General features: G+C 69.1%; 14 protein-coding genes. 13 read left to right on the top strand and 1 reads right to left on the bottom strand.

Annotation, left to right across the window (positions count from 1 at the left end):
- Nucleotides 1–74: 74 nt before the first annotated feature.
- The 8 genes from ACFC09_RS07565 to ACFC09_RS07530 all read left to right on the top strand — a co-directional run bounded on the left by ACFC09_RS07565 (nt 75) and on the right by ACFC09_RS07530 (nt 12,326).
- Complete coding sequence (locus ACFC09_RS07565; RefSeq protein ID WP_376524757.1) at nt 75–491, top strand: trypco2 family protein; 417 nt, start codon at nt 75–77, stop codon at nt 489–491.
- Complete coding sequence (locus ACFC09_RS07560; protein WP_376524755.1) at nt 488–3,391, top strand: NACHT domain-containing protein; 2,904 nt, start codon at nt 488–490, stop codon at nt 3,389–3,391. Before ACFC09_RS07565 ends, ACFC09_RS07560 begins: the two co-directional genes overlap by 4 nt.
- Before the next feature lie 111 nt (nt 3,392–3,502).
- Nucleotides 3,503–4,309 carry a DUF6801 domain-containing protein gene (locus tag ACFC09_RS07555; protein WP_376524753.1) on the top strand — a complete coding sequence of 269 codons (807 nt, stop codon included), beginning with the start codon at nt 3,503–3,505 and terminating at the stop codon, nt 4,307–4,309.
- Nucleotides 4,310–4,784: 475 nt separating this feature from the next.
- Nucleotides 4,785–5,834, top strand: coding sequence for a DUF2397 family protein (locus ACFC09_RS07550; protein ID WP_376525027.1), 1,050 nt, complete (start codon nt 4,785–4,787; stop codon nt 5,832–5,834).
- Nucleotides 5,831–7,555, top strand: a complete 1,725-nt coding sequence (locus ACFC09_RS07545) for a DUF2399 domain-containing protein (protein WP_376524752.1) — start codon at nt 5,831–5,833, stop codon at nt 7,553–7,555. Before ACFC09_RS07550 ends, ACFC09_RS07545 begins: the two co-directional genes overlap by 4 nt.
- A gap of 364 nt (nt 7,556–7,919) precedes the next feature.
- Entirely contained in the window at nt 7,920–8,684 is a 765-nt protein-coding gene (locus ACFC09_RS07540) for a hypothetical protein (protein ID WP_376524750.1), read from the top strand.
- A gap of 5 nt (nt 8,685–8,689) precedes the next feature.
- Complete coding sequence (locus tag ACFC09_RS07535) at nt 8,690–10,756, top strand: DNA methyltransferase (RefSeq protein ID WP_376524748.1); 2,067 nt, start codon at nt 8,690–8,692, stop codon at nt 10,754–10,756.
- Nucleotides 10,757–11,054: 298 nt separating this feature from the next.
- Nucleotides 11,055–12,326 (top strand): nucleotide disphospho-sugar-binding domain-containing protein, encoded by a 1,272-nt coding sequence (locus ACFC09_RS07530; RefSeq protein ID WP_376524747.1) that lies wholly within the window; start codon nt 11,055–11,057, stop codon nt 12,324–12,326.
- Here ACFC09_RS07530 and ACFC09_RS07525 read toward each other — a convergent pair.
- On the bottom strand, nt 12,313–12,732 hold the full coding sequence (locus ACFC09_RS07525) for a hypothetical protein (protein ID WP_376524745.1): 420 nt from the start codon (nt 12,730–12,732) through the stop codon (nt 12,313–12,315). The two genes, ACFC09_RS07530 and ACFC09_RS07525, sit on opposite strands and share 14 nt — an antisense overlap.
- 132 nt (nt 12,733–12,864) lie before the next feature.
- On the opposite strand from ACFC09_RS07525, the gene ACFC09_RS07520 reads away from it, so the two are divergent.
- The 5 genes from ACFC09_RS07520 to ACFC09_RS07500 all read left to right on the top strand — a co-directional run bounded on the left by ACFC09_RS07520 (nt 12,865) and on the right by ACFC09_RS07500 (nt 16,279).
- A complete protein-coding gene (locus ACFC09_RS07520; protein ID WP_376524744.1) occupies nt 12,865–14,277 on the top strand; it encodes a condensation domain-containing protein in 1,413 nt (470 codons plus the stop codon).
- Nucleotides 14,278–14,534: 257 nt separating this feature from the next.
- The gene (locus tag ACFC09_RS07515; RefSeq protein WP_376524742.1) at nt 14,535–14,777 is read left to right on the top strand and encodes a hypothetical protein; all 243 of its coding nucleotides are present in this window, start codon (nt 14,535–14,537) and stop codon (nt 14,775–14,777) included.
- Between the two features lie 151 nt (nt 14,778–14,928).
- Nucleotides 14,929–15,216, top strand: coding sequence for a hypothetical protein (locus ACFC09_RS07510; protein ID WP_376524740.1), 288 nt, complete (start codon nt 14,929–14,931; stop codon nt 15,214–15,216).
- Between the two features lie 241 nt (nt 15,217–15,457).
- On the top strand, nt 15,458–15,718 hold the full coding sequence (locus tag ACFC09_RS07505) for a hypothetical protein (protein WP_376524739.1): 261 nt from the start codon (nt 15,458–15,460) through the stop codon (nt 15,716–15,718).
- A gap of 204 nt (nt 15,719–15,922) precedes the next feature.
- Nucleotides 15,923–16,279 (top strand): hypothetical protein, encoded by a 357-nt coding sequence (locus tag ACFC09_RS07500; RefSeq protein ID WP_376524738.1) that lies wholly within the window; start codon nt 15,923–15,925, stop codon nt 16,277–16,279.
- Nucleotides 16,280–16,405: the final 126 nt, after the last annotated feature.

The following is a 16,405-nucleotide window of genomic DNA, read 5'->3' as shown; positions in this document are numbered from 1 at the left end:
GGTCATCGGCGGCGGCAGGGCTGTCCGATCCTGACAGGTCTCACGTCCAAGGTGGCGAGGTCGACGCCGCGCGCGTGAAGTTCCTTGGAGAGCCGGAGGTCGCGGCGACCGTGCCGAATCGCTCCGTACAGGCGATGGACAGGGCTAGAGTCGTTGGCGACCGACAACTGGTATCGGTGCAGGGGGCGCGGGTGATCGAGTTGGCCAGTGTGATCAGGGACCTGCGGGAGGAGTTGCAGCAGGCGGTCGTCGCGGCGCAGGGGGAGACGCTGCGCTTCGAGTTGGGGACGATCGAGCTGGAATTGTCGGTCGCGCTGGAGCGAACCGGGCACGCGGAGGCGAGGGTACGGTTCTGGGTGGTCGAGTCCGGTGCGGACGCGACGGTGAACTCCACCTCGACGCAGCTGGTCAAACTGACTTTGCAGCCGACCCTCCAAGGGTCGCCTGACCGGCCGTTCGTCGTCGGCCGCGCTGACCCGGACGAGCAATGAGCACTGCGGACGGCAGCGCATCGGGGGCACCCGGGCCGGACGAGCTCGACGTACGTCGAGTGGTCCAGGTCGTCATCACCCGACGCGGAGGCGAGGAGTGGCGCGGATCGGGTTACCGCGTGAGCGGGAACGCGGTACTCACAGCCGCGCATGTGGTGCGGGACGCGGTCTCGGTCACGCTGCGCTTTCTCACCGAGGACGGTGACGTAACGGAGTTGTCCGGCGAGCCGGAGCCGCTGTGGGAGGACTCCGACGTCGATGTCGCGGTGCTCAAGATCTCGAATGACCCGGGCGGCAGCGGGCTCTACGCTGCCGAGGTCCCGCCGGTGCGGTACGGCCTCATCACCCAGCCGGTGGATTGCGACGCGCTGGGGTTCCCCAAATTCAAGCTACGCCCCGACAACGCATCGTCGGAACTCAACAGGATCGCACGGTACCGGGATTCCCACCATGCGCAGGGCAAGACCACGCCGTGGGCGGACCTGCGCAAGGGCACTCTGGAGATCTCCGTGGGCGCTCCGGGGCCCGATCCGGAGGGCCGTTCCCCATGGGAGGGAATGTCGGGAGCCGCGGTGTGGAGCGGTGGGTACCTGATCGGAGTGGTCAGCGCGCATCACCTCACCGACGGAGCCGGCAGGCTCACGGCAAGCCGGGTGCAACGCTGGTACAAACACCTCACCCAAGCCCAGATCGATCAACTGGGCGACCTGATCGGCCTGCCGGCCCGCGCCGTCCACCTCACGCGGCTCCCACCACCGCCGCCGCATCCACCGCCGGCTGAGGGCGACCCGGCCGAGGCCCTCGCCGACGAGGTCTCCAAGCAGTGGCGTAAGGAGGAGGAGCAGCGACGGGTGCACGACCCGTTCCCGCTCCCCGTGCGCTTTCGGTGCACCGACCGGAATGTCTTCGACAACTGGGCCAACATCCGCCGGCTCCCGCGCGGGGCGGCTGCAACGCCCCTGCCGCTGGACGGCGAACTCGACCAGATCGTGGACGCGTACACCTTCGTCCCGTCCGGTCGGCTGGTGGTGCTCGGTGAGGCCGGATCGGGCAAGTCGATCCTGACTTTGCGTTTCCTCGTCGACTGGCTCGATACCCGTACCCCCGGCGACCGGGTACCGGTGATCTTCGGCCTGGGTTCCTGGGATCCGGCCGCGACTTCGTTGCGCGACTGGATGTGTGCCCAACTGGTGCGTGACCACCCCTTCCTCGCGGCTCCAGCCGCGCGCGGAGGCAATCTGGCCCGTGTCCTTGTCGACTCGGGCCGGATCCTGCCCGTTCTCGACGGTTTCGACGAGATCCCCAGCGGCCTGCACGGTATGGCGCTCAAAGCGCTCAACCAGGCCACCACCATGCCGCTGCTGCTCACCAGCCGCCCCGACGAATACACCAAGGCCGTCAACGGCTCCGAGGATTCCGACGTGCTCACCGCCGCCGCGGTCATCGAGTTGGAGGACCTCATGGTGGACGACTACGCCCACTACCTGATCCGTGCCAGCCGGACGATCAGAGAGGGCGGCGCGGACCGTACGGTGTGGGATGCCGTCCTGGCCCGGTTGCGCGAAGGGCCGTACACCCAGGGCACGGCGAACCTCGCCAAGGTTCTCGCCACCCCGCTGATGGTCTCGCTGGCCCGCACCATCTACAGCGACGCTCCCAGACGCGACCCCGAAAAGCTGCTGCACTTCCCCACGCCCGAAGCCCTGCAAGATCATCTCCTGGACGCATTCATCCCCGCCGTCTACAGTGCCGCGCCGCACGACGATCGTGACGCCGACAGTCCCCGTCACCGCCGTCACTGGACGCCCGGGGAGGCCCAGCACTGGCTCGGCTACCTCGCCGCGCACCTGGAGAAACTCAAGACCCACGACCTCGGCTGGTGGCAACTGGGCACCACGATGCGCCGTTCCACGCGCATGCTCGTGATCGGGTTCCTCGCCGGGATGGCTCTGGGGGTGCCGACCGGGATCGGGAACCTGCCCGTGGACTTGATCGCGACCACGCGTGGGCTCGGGTTCGCGATCGTGCGGGGGCTTCTGGTCTGCCTCCTGCACGGACTGGTGGCCGGGTTGGTGTTCGCGTTCGTGTACGAGTTCGCGCCCAGAGGGGCGGCGTCCAAGCCGTCGACTCTGCGCATACAGATCTTCGGCGAGACCCGGCGCAATGGTGCCGAGATCGCCCGGAGGTTCATCCTGGGGATCGGGTTCGGGGCGCCGACCGCAGTCGTGCTGGTGCTCATGGACAGATTGATCGTCGGGCCGCTGGGGTTCGACGACGGACTCGACGGCGGCCTCAGGGGGGCGTTGCTGTTTCCGGTGGAAATCGGTTTCGGCGCCGGAACCGCGCTTGCCGTCATGGCGTGGCTCGAAACCCCTATTGACACCACATCCGCTATCAGCGCCTCGGACCTGTTGAGGACCAACCGCAAGAACGCATTCGTCCATATGCTTGTGTGGTTGCTCGTGCTCGGGGTCCCGGCCGGGATCGCCATGGGATTCGCCCCCGGGCGACTGGGCGGGTTCGCGCCCGGGCCCGTGCTCGGGCTGTTGGTGGGGCTCGTCTTCGGGATCGAGGGCGCGTTCGCGGGCGGGCTCGGGTACGGGCTGAGTTTCACCGCCTGGGGTCAGTGGGCGGCCCTGTCGCGCATGTGGTTGCCGCTGACCAGGCGTCTGCCCTGGGCAGTGATCGCTTTCCTGGATGACGCCCATGATCGAGGTGTGCTGCGCAAGGCCGGTGCGGTCTACCAGTTCCGCCATGCTCGGCTCGAAGCCCACCTGGCCCACGTCTACCGGGCGCGCCAGGACAGCACCGGCCGCGGAGTTCACCCGGTGGGCAAGCCGGGAACCATGGGGGAGCGGACTAGCGTCGCCATGGACACAGCGATATCCGACAGGCGTTGACCGATGAATATCGCAATTGATCAATTGATCAATTGATCGACTGATGGGGGACAACTCATGGGCACCGGGAACAGTTCGGGAAGGCCAAAGGCGAGGTTCGCCCTTGGGGTCATGATGGCAGCAGGAGTTGCGGTCGGAATCGTGGGCGCTCCCGGGGCCGGCACCGCGTCCGCGCGCCCGGCCTCGATCACGCTGAATTACACATGCAAGGTTTCCGGGGTCAGCCGGACCGTCCCGATGAAGATCCACGCGGATGTCCCGGATTCGGTCGCAGCCGGCAAGCCCAGCCCGGAATTCACGTTCGACGCGACGACGACGGCGAGCAAGGAAGACACGCATCTGATCCACACATTCCTTGCGGACCTGAAGTCCATTGAGGGCACGGTGGACACGAACGTCGAACTCCGGTCGCAGGATGGCACCTTCAAAGTCCCTGTACGCTTCAGCATCAACAAGGTCACCATTCCCAAGGCCGACCGTGCCTTTGCCGTCACGGCGGCCGGCACCGTCCCCTCTCACACGTTCCACAAGCAGGGCACTGTGCGGATCGCCGTCGGCGACCTCAACCTGACGCTCGTCGGGAAGCAGGCGAACGGCAAACCTGTGGGCCGGGTCAACCCGGCATGCAAGCTCGATGCCCACCAGTCGCCCGTCGTAGCATCGTTCGCGATCACAGGGGCAGATACGACGACCGGCTCGGCCTCGTCCGGCACTTCGGGCACGGGCGCCACGACCGGCTCGGCCTCCGCCGGGGCGTCGACTGTGTCGCCATCCCATGCCGACGCTACGGTGCAGGGCACCATGGCGATGACCGGCCAGGACACCAAGGGTCTGATTCTGCTGGCCGCTGGCGTTCTCGTCGCGGGCGGCGGCGTCTTCCTCTTCGGCTCGCGGCTGAAACGCCGCCGTCGTGGGTGACGGCCGTCGTGCGGCCGGGCCCGCACCCTGTCGGCGAGGCCCTGACCGAGTTGCCCAGGCGCGAGGAACTGCACACGTTCGCCGCTGAGATCGGGGCACCGCTGCCAGCCCGGGTACAGGGGGAGGAGGGGCGAATCTCCCGCTGAACGGACGCCCAATGGGGCACTACGCAACACGATCGCTCATGGTCTCGTAATGCGTAGGTCTCGGGTTCGAATCCCGAAAGCGGCTCCATGGTGAACCTCAGGTCGGGCTTCTGACCTGGGGTTTCTTGTTTTGGTTGAGCTTGGAATTCGGGCCAATCGGGCACGTGCGGTCTGTGCGTCGCAATGCTTAGGTAGGGAGTTGACGGCCAGTGGCGGCGATCCGCCGCTGAGCCGGCCGCAGGGCGGGTCTTCACGGCGGCCACCGCCCGGTAGCGGCGTGAAGCGGGCGCGGGGTAGCACAGGAGGCACGGGCCGGGGCGCAGCTTACACTGGCGGACGAGCGGCTCTTCCGCAGCCCAGCCGAGCGGCTGGCGGACTGGCGGCACCGGTGGGACGGCATCGTCCACTGGTTCGCCGAGCGCGAGCACAGCGAGACCGAGCGGCTGCAGGACGCCACCGTCACCGCGATCCGCTCCGTCCTCGCCCTACTGCGCCGGGTCACCGAGGCCCGCCGGGGCGGAGTGAGCCGGGAGAGCCAACTGCGCCCTCTCGCCCAGTGGTTCACCTCCTGCGGAAGCGACGAGGACGCGCACGCCCTGTTCCAGGCCGTCTTCGGGCTCGGGGCACCGCGTCACATCGCGGTCCCGTACGCCGACCCCGAGCTGATCCCCGGGCGTACGTCCTGGTGGGAGGCCGAACCGGTCGAACTGGCCCGCACCCTGGTCCAGTCCGGCCGCACCCCCGCCCTGAAGGGCCCCGGCCGCATCGAACGCGACGACGACCGGCGGGCCCTGCTCCGCGCCGAGCAGCTCAAGGAGCAGGCCGCGCTGCTCCTCGCCGCCCGGATCAGTGCCGCCGTGCAGCGCTCCGGACGGCACGCCCTGGAACTGCTGCCCGCGCCCACCGCCGCCGAACGCCTGACGGTCCGCGCCCGGCGTATCGACGCGGCCCTGCCTTCGCGTGGACTGGTCGCCGAACTCGCCGAACTCGCCGAGAGGGACGAGGAGTCGGCGTACCAGGTGTCTGCGGACGATCCACCCGACGACGAGGGCCAGGAACCGGCAGAGACCCGCTATCCCTTCGTCACGGACTCCTGGCTCCGGGGCAGGCTCAAGGAGATCACCAGCGAGTACGGCGCGGGCTTCGCCGCCGATCTGCGCGGCGACCCTGACCGGTTGCTCGGCCAGGCGCTCGAACTGCTGGCCGCCATGTCGCTGACAGCACGGGTCGACGGCGGGGCCCTCGCCCTGCCGCTGCTCGCCCGCTATCGGGGGGTCACGGCACGGGTGAAGACCCGTACGGTGGCCGGGCCGCCCTCTCGGACCGCCCTGTTCGCCGACGACACCGTCAACGACAATGCCGAGGACGCGACTCCGTGAGCACCCCCGCCCCAGCAGCGCGCTACGTCCCTACCCGCGCCGGGATCATCAACCTGTGGGACTACCGGGACGAGGAGTTCTCCTTCGCCGGCGGCTGGCTGGTGCTGCGCGGACCCAACGGATCCGGCAAGACCAAGGCCCTCGAAGTCCTCTTCCCGTTCGTTCTCGACGGCCGTATCGACCCCAAGCGGCTCAACCCGTTCGCGGCCGAGGACTGCACGATGAAGTCCAACCTGCTCTTCCGCGGGCAGGACAGCGCGCTCGGCTACGTCTGGATCGAGTTCACCCACCGGGAGACGGGTGAGGCCGTCACCTGCGGCATCGGGCTGCACGCCCAGCGCCACCGCGACACCCCCGCCCGCTGGCACTTCGTCGCCGAAGGCCGGGTCGGCGAGGACTTCTCCCTTCTCACCCGCGACGACCGGCCGATGACGAAGAGGCAGCTCGCCGCCGAACTCGGACGTGATCTGATCGCCTCCACGGCCGACTACCGAGCCGCCGTCGACCAGCGCCTGTTCGGTCTCGGCCCGGAGCGGTACGAGCAACTGCTCACCCTGATCCTCACGCTGCGCCGCCCGCAGCTCGCCAAGAACCTCGACCCGGCCAAGCTGTCCGGCACCCTCACCGCCGGTCTGCGCCCCCTCGACGACGACCTGATCGCCGAGGCGGCCCGCTCCTTCGACGACATGGAGTCCGTGCAGCGCACCCTGGAGGGACTGGCCGCCGCCGACGACGCCACCCGCGCCTTCCTCGCGAGCTACTCCACCTACCTGCGGGTCCACGCCCGCGCCGCCGCGGACCGGCTCACCGCCCGCCGTACCGAGACCGCCGAGCGCGCCGCCGCCCTGCGCACCGCCACCGCGGACCTGGCGGCGGCCCGCGAGCGCCAGACCGCCGCCGAGACGCGAGCTGAGGCGGCCGACGCGGCGCTCGCCGCCCAGCGCTCCCGGCTCGACCAGCTGCGCTCCTCCGCCGCCTACCAGGCCCTCGAACGACTGGCCGACCTGAAACGTCTGGTGCGCACCTGCGAGCAGACCGCCCGGCAGGCGAGCGCCGAACGTGAACGGCGCAGCGCCGTCACCGGCCGCGCCCGCGCCGAGGCCGAACACGCCGCACGGCTCGCCGCCGAACTCGACGCTGCCGTCTCCCGCGACGCCGCTGCCGTCTCCCGCGACGCCGCTGCCGTCTCCCGCGACGCCGCCGCCGTCGCCGACCACGCCCGCACCGCCGGCCTGCCCTGGACCCCCGCCGACGCCGACCCCATCCGCCTCGCCGAACGCTCCGCCGCGCTGGCCGCCGCCCGTCACGAGGGCGTCCGGGCCGTGCGCGCCGCCCAGCAGACGGCACGCGGCGCCGAGCAGACCCGTGACCTCGCCCGGGTCTCGCTCGACCGCGCGCAGGAGGCCGTCACCGCGGCGGAAACTGCGGAAACCGCAGCGAGTCGGCGCGCGGGAGCCCGGCTGCGCTGGCGCGCCGACTTCGACTGGGCCGGCCTGCGTATCACCGCGGACGCCGTGACCCGTCACGGCGCCCGCCCCTGGCGGATGACGGCCGCCGACTACACGGCCGCACTCGGCGAGGGCGAGTCCACGCCGCTCACGGGACCGCCCACGACCAGCCCCTGGGACCCCGGACTGGCCCGTGCCATGGGGGAGTCCGGCGGTGCGGTCATGGAGGAACGCCTCCTGCCCGCGCTCCTGTCCGACCTCACTCGTGACTGAACCGGCGTCCGGTGACCGACTCGATACCGTCGACCGGAGCACGTCGAAGGGCATGCACCGGCGAGTCGGCGCCGGTACCCGAGCCCGTTCGGTGGACGCGGCGTCGACGCTGAGCGTGGGCCGCGCGGCTGTCCGTGGTCTCCCTTCTGGTCTCGATCGAGGGTTCTGGACGCTGATCCGGTCGGTCTCAGGAGCGGGCTCCGCACGAGGCACGCAGGTGTCGCCCGAGCGATGCGGGGCGGACGCGGGTCGCCCAAGCGATGCGGGGCGGACGCGGCCCGTGGGCGTGCGGGGCGTTCTGTAGCCTCAAGGCATTGCCCGGAGGGGCGACGTGGGTGGACGCGAAGAGTGACAGAGGGTGGCAGTGAGCGCCGTCGAACAGGTATTTCTTGAGTGTGAGCGGGCACGGGCGGACGGTGACCTGATCCGGCGGGTCTCCGCCAGTGACAAGGAGTACCATTTCCAGAACTGGGTGCAGGCGCGCATCGAGGCATGCGGTCTGGCGTACGACGAGCCCGGTCGGAACACGTATCCGGACTTCCGGCTCATCCATCACCCGGAGGGTTACGAGGTCAAGGGCCTGGAGTTCCCCGGCCGGGAGGCCGACTACGACTCCAACTCCCAGGTGCCGACCGGTGATCACGACGGGCGCGAGGTCTTCTACGTGTTCGGCCGGTACCCGAAGTCGGAGCGCGGGGTCGACGAGTACCCCGTGGTGGACCTTGTGGTGTGTCACGGCAGCTTCCTCAACGCGGACAGTGAGTACGTCCACAAGAACAGGTCGTTCCGTGGCTTCGGCACGTACGGCGACATTCTGGTCCGCGACCGCAAGATGTACGTGGTGCCGACGCCGTACGCACTGGCTTCCGGGACCGCTGGGCTCGCGACGCTGATCGTGCCCGCCGGCTTCGAGCCGCAGTCGGACGCCCTGGTGCAGGTGGGAGAGCTGAACCGGATCGAGGCCGACGAGGTCGTCGTGTCCTACGAGTTCAACCTCCAGACCAACGAGATGGTGGAGCACAAGGCGCCGAACCCCCTGGCGGGAATGGTCCACGGCTTCCACGCCTACCGGTCGCGCGGCGCGGGTGACTCCAAGACCGTTTCTCTCAGGGGAGCCCGGCTGTGGTAGCCGCGGTGCCGGCCCGCACCAGTCTGGAGTCGACCTTTCCGGCGGCGATGCTCAGCGAGGTCGGCACGAAGGAGTCCTGGCGCAAAGAGGTCCACCGCCCGGCCACCAGCACCCACAAGTGGTGGGCAAAGCGCCTCGGCACGGTCTTCCGGGGGATTCTGGCATCGGCGACGACACCTGAGGGAGCCGACGCGGAGAGGGCCTACGGATCATCGCTCGATCTGGCCGGTGCCGTAGTGCTCGACCCTTTTTCCGGCTCGGGCATCACCGGCGTGGAATCCCTCAAGCTCGGGGCCAGGGCCATTTGTTTCGACATCAATCCCGTGGCAACGCTGGTCCAGCGCCAAGCCGTTCAGCCGTGGGACCTGAAGGCACTGGAAGATGCCTTCGAGGCGGTCGAGTCGGCCTGCCGGTCAGAGGTCGACAGCCTGCACCGGACGGAGGACGGCAGGACCGTTCTCTATTACTTCTGGGTCGCTACCGTCGCATGTCCCGACTGCTCCGAAGTCGTCCGATTGTTTGATTCTCCGGTGTTCTCCAAGAACGCGTACCCGAAGAGGGTGCCCAAGGCGCAGCTTGTCTGCCCGGAATGTCTGGCGGTTCGGGAGAGCCGGTACGACTTCGATGTGGAGATGTGCCCCAGCGGCCACAGGATCACGCAGCGTGGTGCGGTGCGGGGCCAGTCGGCCACCTGCCCGTGCGGTCACGAGTTCAAGACCCTCAGTGCTCTCGGTGGGGCGCGGCCGTCGTACGAGATGTACGCCAAGATGGTGGCCAACCCTGACGGCACGAAGAGTTACGAGGCCATCACGGAATGGGATCGTGGGCTGTACGAGCGGTGTGTCGAAGCGCTTGCGGACCTACCGGATTCCGCTGTGCTCCCGCGCGGCGAGTTGGCTCCCGGCAACAACACCGACCAGGCCCTGAAGTGGAACTTCCGCGAGTGGCGTGACTTCTTCAATGCGCGCCAATTGGTTTCCCTCTCGCTCATCGCGACGGCGATCCGGGACCTTCCCGGGCCCGCTCCTGAACGTGAAGCGCTCTGCGCCCTTTTCTCCGGAACGCTGGAGTTCAACAACCTGTTCACGTCGTTCAAGGGCGAGGGCACGGGTGCGGTGCGGCACATGTTCAGCCATCACATCCTGAAGCCGGAGAGGACTCCGCTGGAGGCGCATCCCTGGGGCACGCCGCAGTCTTCGGGTGCCTTCTCCACGCTCTACAGGAGTCGGCTGCACCGCGCCCACGAGTACAAGACGCATCCCGCCGACCTCGTCGGCCGTGGTGCGGGGATCGAGCGCGTCACCGGGGTGTCGAAGCCGCTGGGTGCGACTGTTGCTGATTCGTGGGAGTCCTTCGCCGCGGCTGAGGGGCAGGTCGCCTACGTCGCCACCAGGAACTCGGCGGACACGGATATCCCCGATGAATCGGTCGATCTGGTCGTAACCGATCCGCCTTACATGGATAACGTCCACTATGCCGAGTTGGCGGACTTCTTCCACGCATGGCTTCGGGGAATGCGGCCTTACGCCGCTTACTCCGATGCGGCAACGACCCGTCAAGCGGGCGAAGTCCAGCATGCCGATCCGGTGGAGTTCGGGAAGGCCATCGAGGCCGTGTGGACCGAGTGCGCGAGGGTCTTGAAGCCGGGCGGGCTGCTGGCTTTCACCTTCCACCAGGCCCGGATCAGCGGCTGGGTGCGGGTGGTCGACTCGCTCCGCCGCTCCGGCTGGGTCGTGATGGCCGTCCAGCCGGTGAAGGGCGAGATGACGACCAGCGTCGTCAAGGCCGGGGCTCGTGAGCCCTCCAACCTCGACAGCGTCGTGGTCTGTCGTCGGATCGCGGACGGAGCGACGAACCCGAATCTCTCCGTTGAGGAAGCTCTGGCGACTGCCACAAAGGAGCTGACGGGCCTGCGAGACGCCGGAATCGATGTCGGTGCGGGCGACGTCAGGTCGGTTGTCCGCGGGTCGCTCCTGGCCTACTTCGCCGCCACGGGCGCAGACCTCGATGAGGCGGTGGCCGTACGGGTGGACTCCCTGGCGACGGAGAGCATCGCGATGCTGCTGGGTTAGCGCCGGCCGGTGGACCATGGCCGGCCCCTGCCGGGGACGAAGGGAGGGTCAGAGGCAGAGGCAGAGGCAGGGTCAGAGGCGGAGGACCTGGGGCCGGGGCCGGTGGTGGCGGATGGCCGTGCGGTGAGCCGAGCTGTCGCTGTCCATGAGTATTTCCGGTCCTGCGGGTCGGACGCCGCAGGTGTCCGGACAGCCTTTGCGGGCAAGGCAGTTGGACTACTGTCGGTGATTCAGCGTGATCGTGGTCCGCAGCAATGGCTCCGCCGTGCGCCAAGCACCAGTGCCCCAGGGGTTCTTCATGTCAAAGATCATCGTGGCGTCGCCTCCCATCACCGGTGAGCTGGCCCCTCTGCTCGAAGTGGCGCGGGGATTCGCCCGCCGCGGGCACCAGGTCACCGTGCTCACCGGCAGCCGCTTCCGTACGACCGTCGAGGGCATGGGTCTCGGCTTCGCGCCGCTGACCGGCGCCGCGGACTTCGACGACCGGCTGTTGGCGGAGGTACCGGAACGTATGCGTCTGACGCCCGGCCCCGAACAGCTCAACTACGACTGGACGTACACCTTCGTCAATCCGATGCCGGACCAGCACGCGGCCCTGCAAGAACTGCTCGACCAGGACCCCGATCAGTATCTGATCTGCAATGCCCTGTTCCTGGGAGCGGTGCCGACCGCCATGGGGGCACCGGGCCGCCGGCCGCGCCGCTGGGTCGGGGTGTCCGTGGTGCCGCTGGCGCTCAGCAGCGACGACACGACGTTCTTCGGGCCCGTGCCGGTCGAACCGGGCCAGGACCAGAAAGCGGCCAACCGCGCCGCCAACGCGGGGTTCGCGCAAGCGGCACAGCCGACCCAGGAGCGCTTCAACGAGGTCCTGCGTGCCATGGGCGCGACCGCGGCGTTCCCGGCGTTCGCCGACGGAGTCATCACCGTTCCCGATGTGACCGTCGCGCTGACCGTCCCGGGATTCGAGTTCGAACGCAGTGACGCCCCGGAGTCGCTGCACCTGGTCGGGCACCTGCCCCCGCAGCGCCCCGCGGAGTGGCAGCCTCCGGCCTGGTGGTCCGAGCTGGACGGTTCACGCCCGGTCGTCGTCGTGACCCAGGGAACCCTCGCCAACCGGGACGTCTCCCAGCTCATCGAACCGGCCCTCACCGGTCTCGCCGACCTCGACGTCACCGTGGTGGCCGCCCTGGGCCGTGAGGTCGACGCGTTGTCCGTCCCGGTGCCGGCCAACGCGCGGGTCGCCGATTTCATCCCGTTCGAGGTGCTGCTGCCGAAGGCCGACGTGTACATCACCAACGGTGGCGCCGGTGGCATCCACCAGGCGCTGGCCTCCGGAGTGCCGGTCATCGCCGCCGGAACGACCGAGGACAAGCCCGCGAACGCCGCGCGGGTCGCGTACCACGGCCTCGGGATCGACCTGCGGACGGCCACTCCCGCTCCCGAAGAGGTGGCCGCGGCCACCGAGCGGCTCCTCAAGGACACCGAGGTGCGGGACAACGTACGGCGGCTCGCGCAGGTGTATTCCGCGCACGACGCGCTTGCCGAGATCGAGCGGCTCACCCTCGCCTGAGGCCGGTCTGGTCGAGGGTCAGTTCGCCGACCAGGGGGTGCCGGAAGCGTTTGGCCGCGTGGGTCCTCTGCCGGATGTCGTGGCGGGCCCACAGCTGACGGAACTCGGGGCTCCGCACGGACAGTTCCCGCACCGTGCGGATCAGGTGGGGGTCGTCGTGGTGGTCCGGGCCCGCGGCAGCGCGCAGACCGCCCGCGGTGCTGACCGCCATCTCGTCCCAGGCGGGGTGGAACACGCGCATGTCCGGATCGAGAAGCACTAGGCGTACCAGGTCACCGCTGTAGGTGTGGCCGGCGAACAGTGCCCGGCCCAGGGTGTTGTGGGCCGGCACGGTCATGCGGCGGCCCAGGACGACGGCGCGGGGCGCGGTGACGTGGACGACGGCACGGGCCACGAGGCCGGTCATCGCCCGAAGTATCGCATCGCCGTTCGAGATGTCACACGTCCCGCTGAAATGCCGACGACACAGCGACCACCGCTCGCGCACGGCTCCCCCTTGATCGAGCAAGCTGGTGTCTTCTGCGAAGGAGACGCCACTGTGCGAATTTCTGATATCCAGCGCTGCGAGGTCCGGCCCGGACGGCTCGTCGAGTGGACGTTCAGCCCGGCGACCATCGCGGCCGCGGCGGCACTGCCGCCGGATCCGCGGCCGCCGGCGTACATCCAGGAGTCGCACATCAGAACGGCCCGGTCGGTGCGGGAGGACGGGTTGTTCGTACCGACCTGGCTCGGCACCGCGTTCGACCTGCCCGGCCGGGTCGATCTCGACGCGCTGGAACAGGCGTTGCGCGGCTGGACGTTGCGTCACGAGACGCTGCGCAGCGGCTTCAGGTGGGCCGGCGAGGACATGCACCGGTTCACGCTCGACGAGGACGACGTGGCGTTGGACCGGACGGTGGTCGGCGACTTCAATGACACGCACGCGCTGATCCGGTATCTCCAGGACCGGTTCGACACCGCGGCGGACGCGCTCGGCTGGCCGAACCTCATCTACGCGGCGGTCGTACGCGAGGACTCCACCAGCGTGTACATGGCCTTCGACCACACCAACGTGGACGCCTATTCCCTCCAACGCATCCCGGACGAGGTCCACGAGCTGTACCGGGCGGGCGTCACCGGGCGGCCGGCCGGCGGCGTGCCCGCCGGGAGTTACGTCGACTTCTGCGAGCAGGAGCGGGTGAACGCGGACGGGATCGACGACACACACGCGATCGTCGCCCGCTGGCGCGAGTTCATCGGCCGGTGCGACGGGAGGCTGCCGGAGTTCCCCGTCGACCTCGGTCTGCGGCCCGGTGAGGTCCTGCCCGCCCAGAAGCTGATGTGCGAGCCGCTCGTCGACGCGGACGCCGCCGCCGTGTTCGAGGCGCACTGCCGGCCCTACGGCGGCAGCCTGGTGGGCGTCCTGGCGGCGACCAGTCTGATCGTCCACGAACTCGGCGGGCAGCCGGTCTACCGCACGGTCGTGCCGTTCCACACCCGGCTGAGGTCCGCGTGGTCGGACTCCGTGGGCTGGTACGTCGGCGGCGCACCGATCGAGGTGCCCGCGGCACGGGACTTCGACGGCGCGCTCGCCACGGTCCGCGCCGAGCTGCGGGCCAACCGGGCGCTGGCGCGCATTCCGCTGGCCCGCGTACTGCGCCTGCTCGGCGCGGACTTCCGGCCGACCTCGCCCGACATGTACTCGATCATCTCGTACGTGGATGCCCGCCTCACCCCCGGCTCGGCCGACTGGCCCGAGAAGAAGGCGTACGGGCTGCTGCGGGTGTCGTACGGCGATCAGTTGTGCGCGTGGGTCAACCGGCTGCACGAGGGGCTCTGGTTCGCCTGCCGCTATCCGGACACGGACATCGCGTACCGGAACGTGCGGCGCTACGTCGAGCGGCTGCGGGACGTGATCACCTCGGTGCCCGCGCACGAGGACCTGCGGATGGTGGAGTCGGCGTCCGTGTGAAGCAACTGGCCTCCGTCACCGGCGGGTTGACGTCGGCCCGTGCCGCACCTGACGCGGACTCACGCGAGGCGCGCCCCTGCGCCGCGGGTCGACTCTGCCGCCGAATGGGCAGTCAGGGGCAACCCGTTGATTCTGGTGGGCTATGTCCCTCTCGGGGTGGATGTCCTGTGTGGAATGCTATGTGCCGCTACTGGTAGTGTTTTAGCAGTCACGCTAGGCAACCAGTTTTGATGGATGAGCAAAGAACCGAGGGTTCCATGCGCAAGCTTCAGCAGGTCGTGATCGCAGCGGTGGCGGCCGGCGGCCTCTCCGCGATCGGTGTCGGCACCGCCACCGCCACCACCTCCGACAACGGGCCGCGGGTGTCCGACATCTTCCGCCCGTACCAGGAGTGCAGCCCGCAGACGGTGTCCGAGAACGACATCCCGGTCGGAGTGCTCGGGGTCGCCGGCACCCTGGACACCGCCTGTGGCCAGTACAACAGTGCCTTCAACGGCTGAGACCTGCTGCGTCATCGTCCACGACGCTCGGCGCGGGACCCTTCGCAGCGAGTCTCGACGGGTCCCGTACTCCCGGCCGGCTGCCTGAGCGTCGAAGACGGAGCCCGGCGGGGCCGGTTCTCGGGCGTCCCTGAAAAGGAAAACGCATCACATGTTCAGCGCGAAGAAGATCGCGGTTGTCTCCGGACTCCTCGGCGGCATCGCCGTGGCCTGCGCCGGCATCGCCCAGGCGCAGGCCGGCGCGGGGCCGGGAACCTGCACGCGCGACCTCCAGGGCAATGTCAGCTGTTCCCAGCGGATCGAAGGCCGGATTCCCGAGGGCGGCGCCGTCCCCCATCAGGAGACCTGTCAGCCGGTCCATCGTCTGACACTGCCCGCCGCGATGGGGAGCGGGACGACGCGGTTCGGGCCTGAGGTGACCTGTTCCCCCACGGCATAGGGGGCAGCCGGTGACGGGCAGGGGCCGTCCGGCCCGTTGGACTGGTCCCCTTGCGTGCCCTGCGGCAGCCTTCCGTCCGGCCGCTCCTCGCACCGGTGCGGCAGAAGGGGTCGACTACGGCAGAAGGGGCCGACGCGCCACGTGCGACGTGGCAGATCCTGAATAACTACGCAACGTGTGGTTATGCTCACGTTGAGTAGTCAAGCCAGGCATTGACGCCTGAGCAAGAAAGGGTCGAACCATGCGTAAATTTCAGCGTGCCGCCGTCGTAGCGGTGGCCGTGGCGGGGCTGTCCGTCCTGGGTGCCGGGGCCAGCTTCGCCGGCGGCTTCGACGGCGGGACGCCGCAGGGAGTCACTGCGGTCGCCAACTCGTCGGCCAACGCCGTTGCCGTCGGCGGCGGTTTCAACACTCAGCCGCACGGCTTTGCGCCCGACGGGCACAAGGGCGGCAACGAGCCTGAGCAGGGCTACGGCCCGCAGCAGGGCGACGAGGACGAGTAAAGACGTCCCGAGGGCTCATCGGCAAAGGCAGCCCGGACGCGCGACGGTTCCTCAGGTCGCGCGTCCGGGATGCGGCAGTACCGCCGTCGGACGCGGCTGACGACGCGTCCAGGCGCAGAATTCTCAGTCTGACCTTCTCGGGCCCGGGCGCACGCCGATCAACGGCGCAGGCGCCCGGGCCTCTGTCGTAAAGGAATACAGCACATGTTCACTCCGCGGAAGATCGCCACCGTCACGGGGCTCGTCGGAAGTCTCGCCGCATTCTGTGTCGGCGCCGGACACGCGTACGCGTACGGCCCCTCGGGTGACTGCAAGACCGCCGAGCAGGGCGGCACCGTCTGCGTTCACAAGAGCGAGACCCGCACCGAAAAGGGCGGCACGCACGTCATCAAGCAGGAACGGGACTGCTCGACGGCCGACCGTCCGCGCGTGGTGTTTCCGGACGACCAACTGGCGGGCGGCGGATCCGCCAGTTTCGGGCAGGTCGTGGACTGCTCCAACACGGCGAAGCTGCCCAAGGGATTCAAGAAGCCGCACATCGGTTCTGAGCGCTCCCGTTGAATTCCTCACCGGAATCTCCGGCCGGGTTTTCGGTTCTCGGCTTTTGAGAATGCGAGCCGGTGGAGCCGGTGGAGCCGGTGGCGAAATGGCGATCCCCGGTGTCCCGACCGTTGATCGGGACACCGG

The organism is Streptomyces sp. NPDC056161 (assembly GCF_042268025.1).
Taxonomy (GTDB): domain Bacteria; phylum Actinomycetota; class Actinomycetes; order Streptomycetales; family Streptomycetaceae; genus Streptomyces.
The sequence above is the reverse complement of the archived record's forward strand: the minus strand, read 5'-3'. Positions and strand labels throughout refer to the sequence as shown.

What these genes read in the sequence shown, in the direction of transcription:
- ACFC09_RS07560 (WP_376524755.1), top strand. Translation starts at nt 488, where the DNA reads ATGAGCACTGCGGACGGCAGCGCATCGGGGGCACCCGGGCCGGACGAG.
- ACFC09_RS07530 (WP_376524747.1), top strand. Translation starts at nt 11,055, where the DNA reads ATGTCAAAGATCATCGTGGCGTCGCCTCCCATCACCGGTGAGCTGGCC.
- ACFC09_RS07510 (WP_376524740.1), top strand. Translation starts at nt 14,929, where the DNA reads ATGTTCAGCGCGAAGAAGATCGCGGTTGTCTCCGGACTCCTCGGCGGC.
- ACFC09_RS07525 (WP_376524745.1), bottom strand. Translation starts at nt 12,732, where the DNA reads ATGACCGGCCTCGTGGCCCGTGCCGTCGTCCACGTCACCGCGCCCCGC.
- ACFC09_RS07555 (WP_376524753.1), top strand. Translation starts at nt 3,503, where the DNA reads ATGATGGCAGCAGGAGTTGCGGTCGGAATCGTGGGCGCTCCCGGGGCC.
- ACFC09_RS07500 (WP_376524738.1), top strand. Translation starts at nt 15,923, where the DNA reads ATGTTCACTCCGCGGAAGATCGCCACCGTCACGGGGCTCGTCGGAAGT.
- ACFC09_RS07515 (WP_376524742.1), top strand. Translation starts at nt 14,535, where the DNA reads ATGCGCAAGCTTCAGCAGGTCGTGATCGCAGCGGTGGCGGCCGGCGGC.
- ACFC09_RS07505 (WP_376524739.1), top strand. Translation starts at nt 15,458, where the DNA reads ATGCGTAAATTTCAGCGTGCCGCCGTCGTAGCGGTGGCCGTGGCGGGG.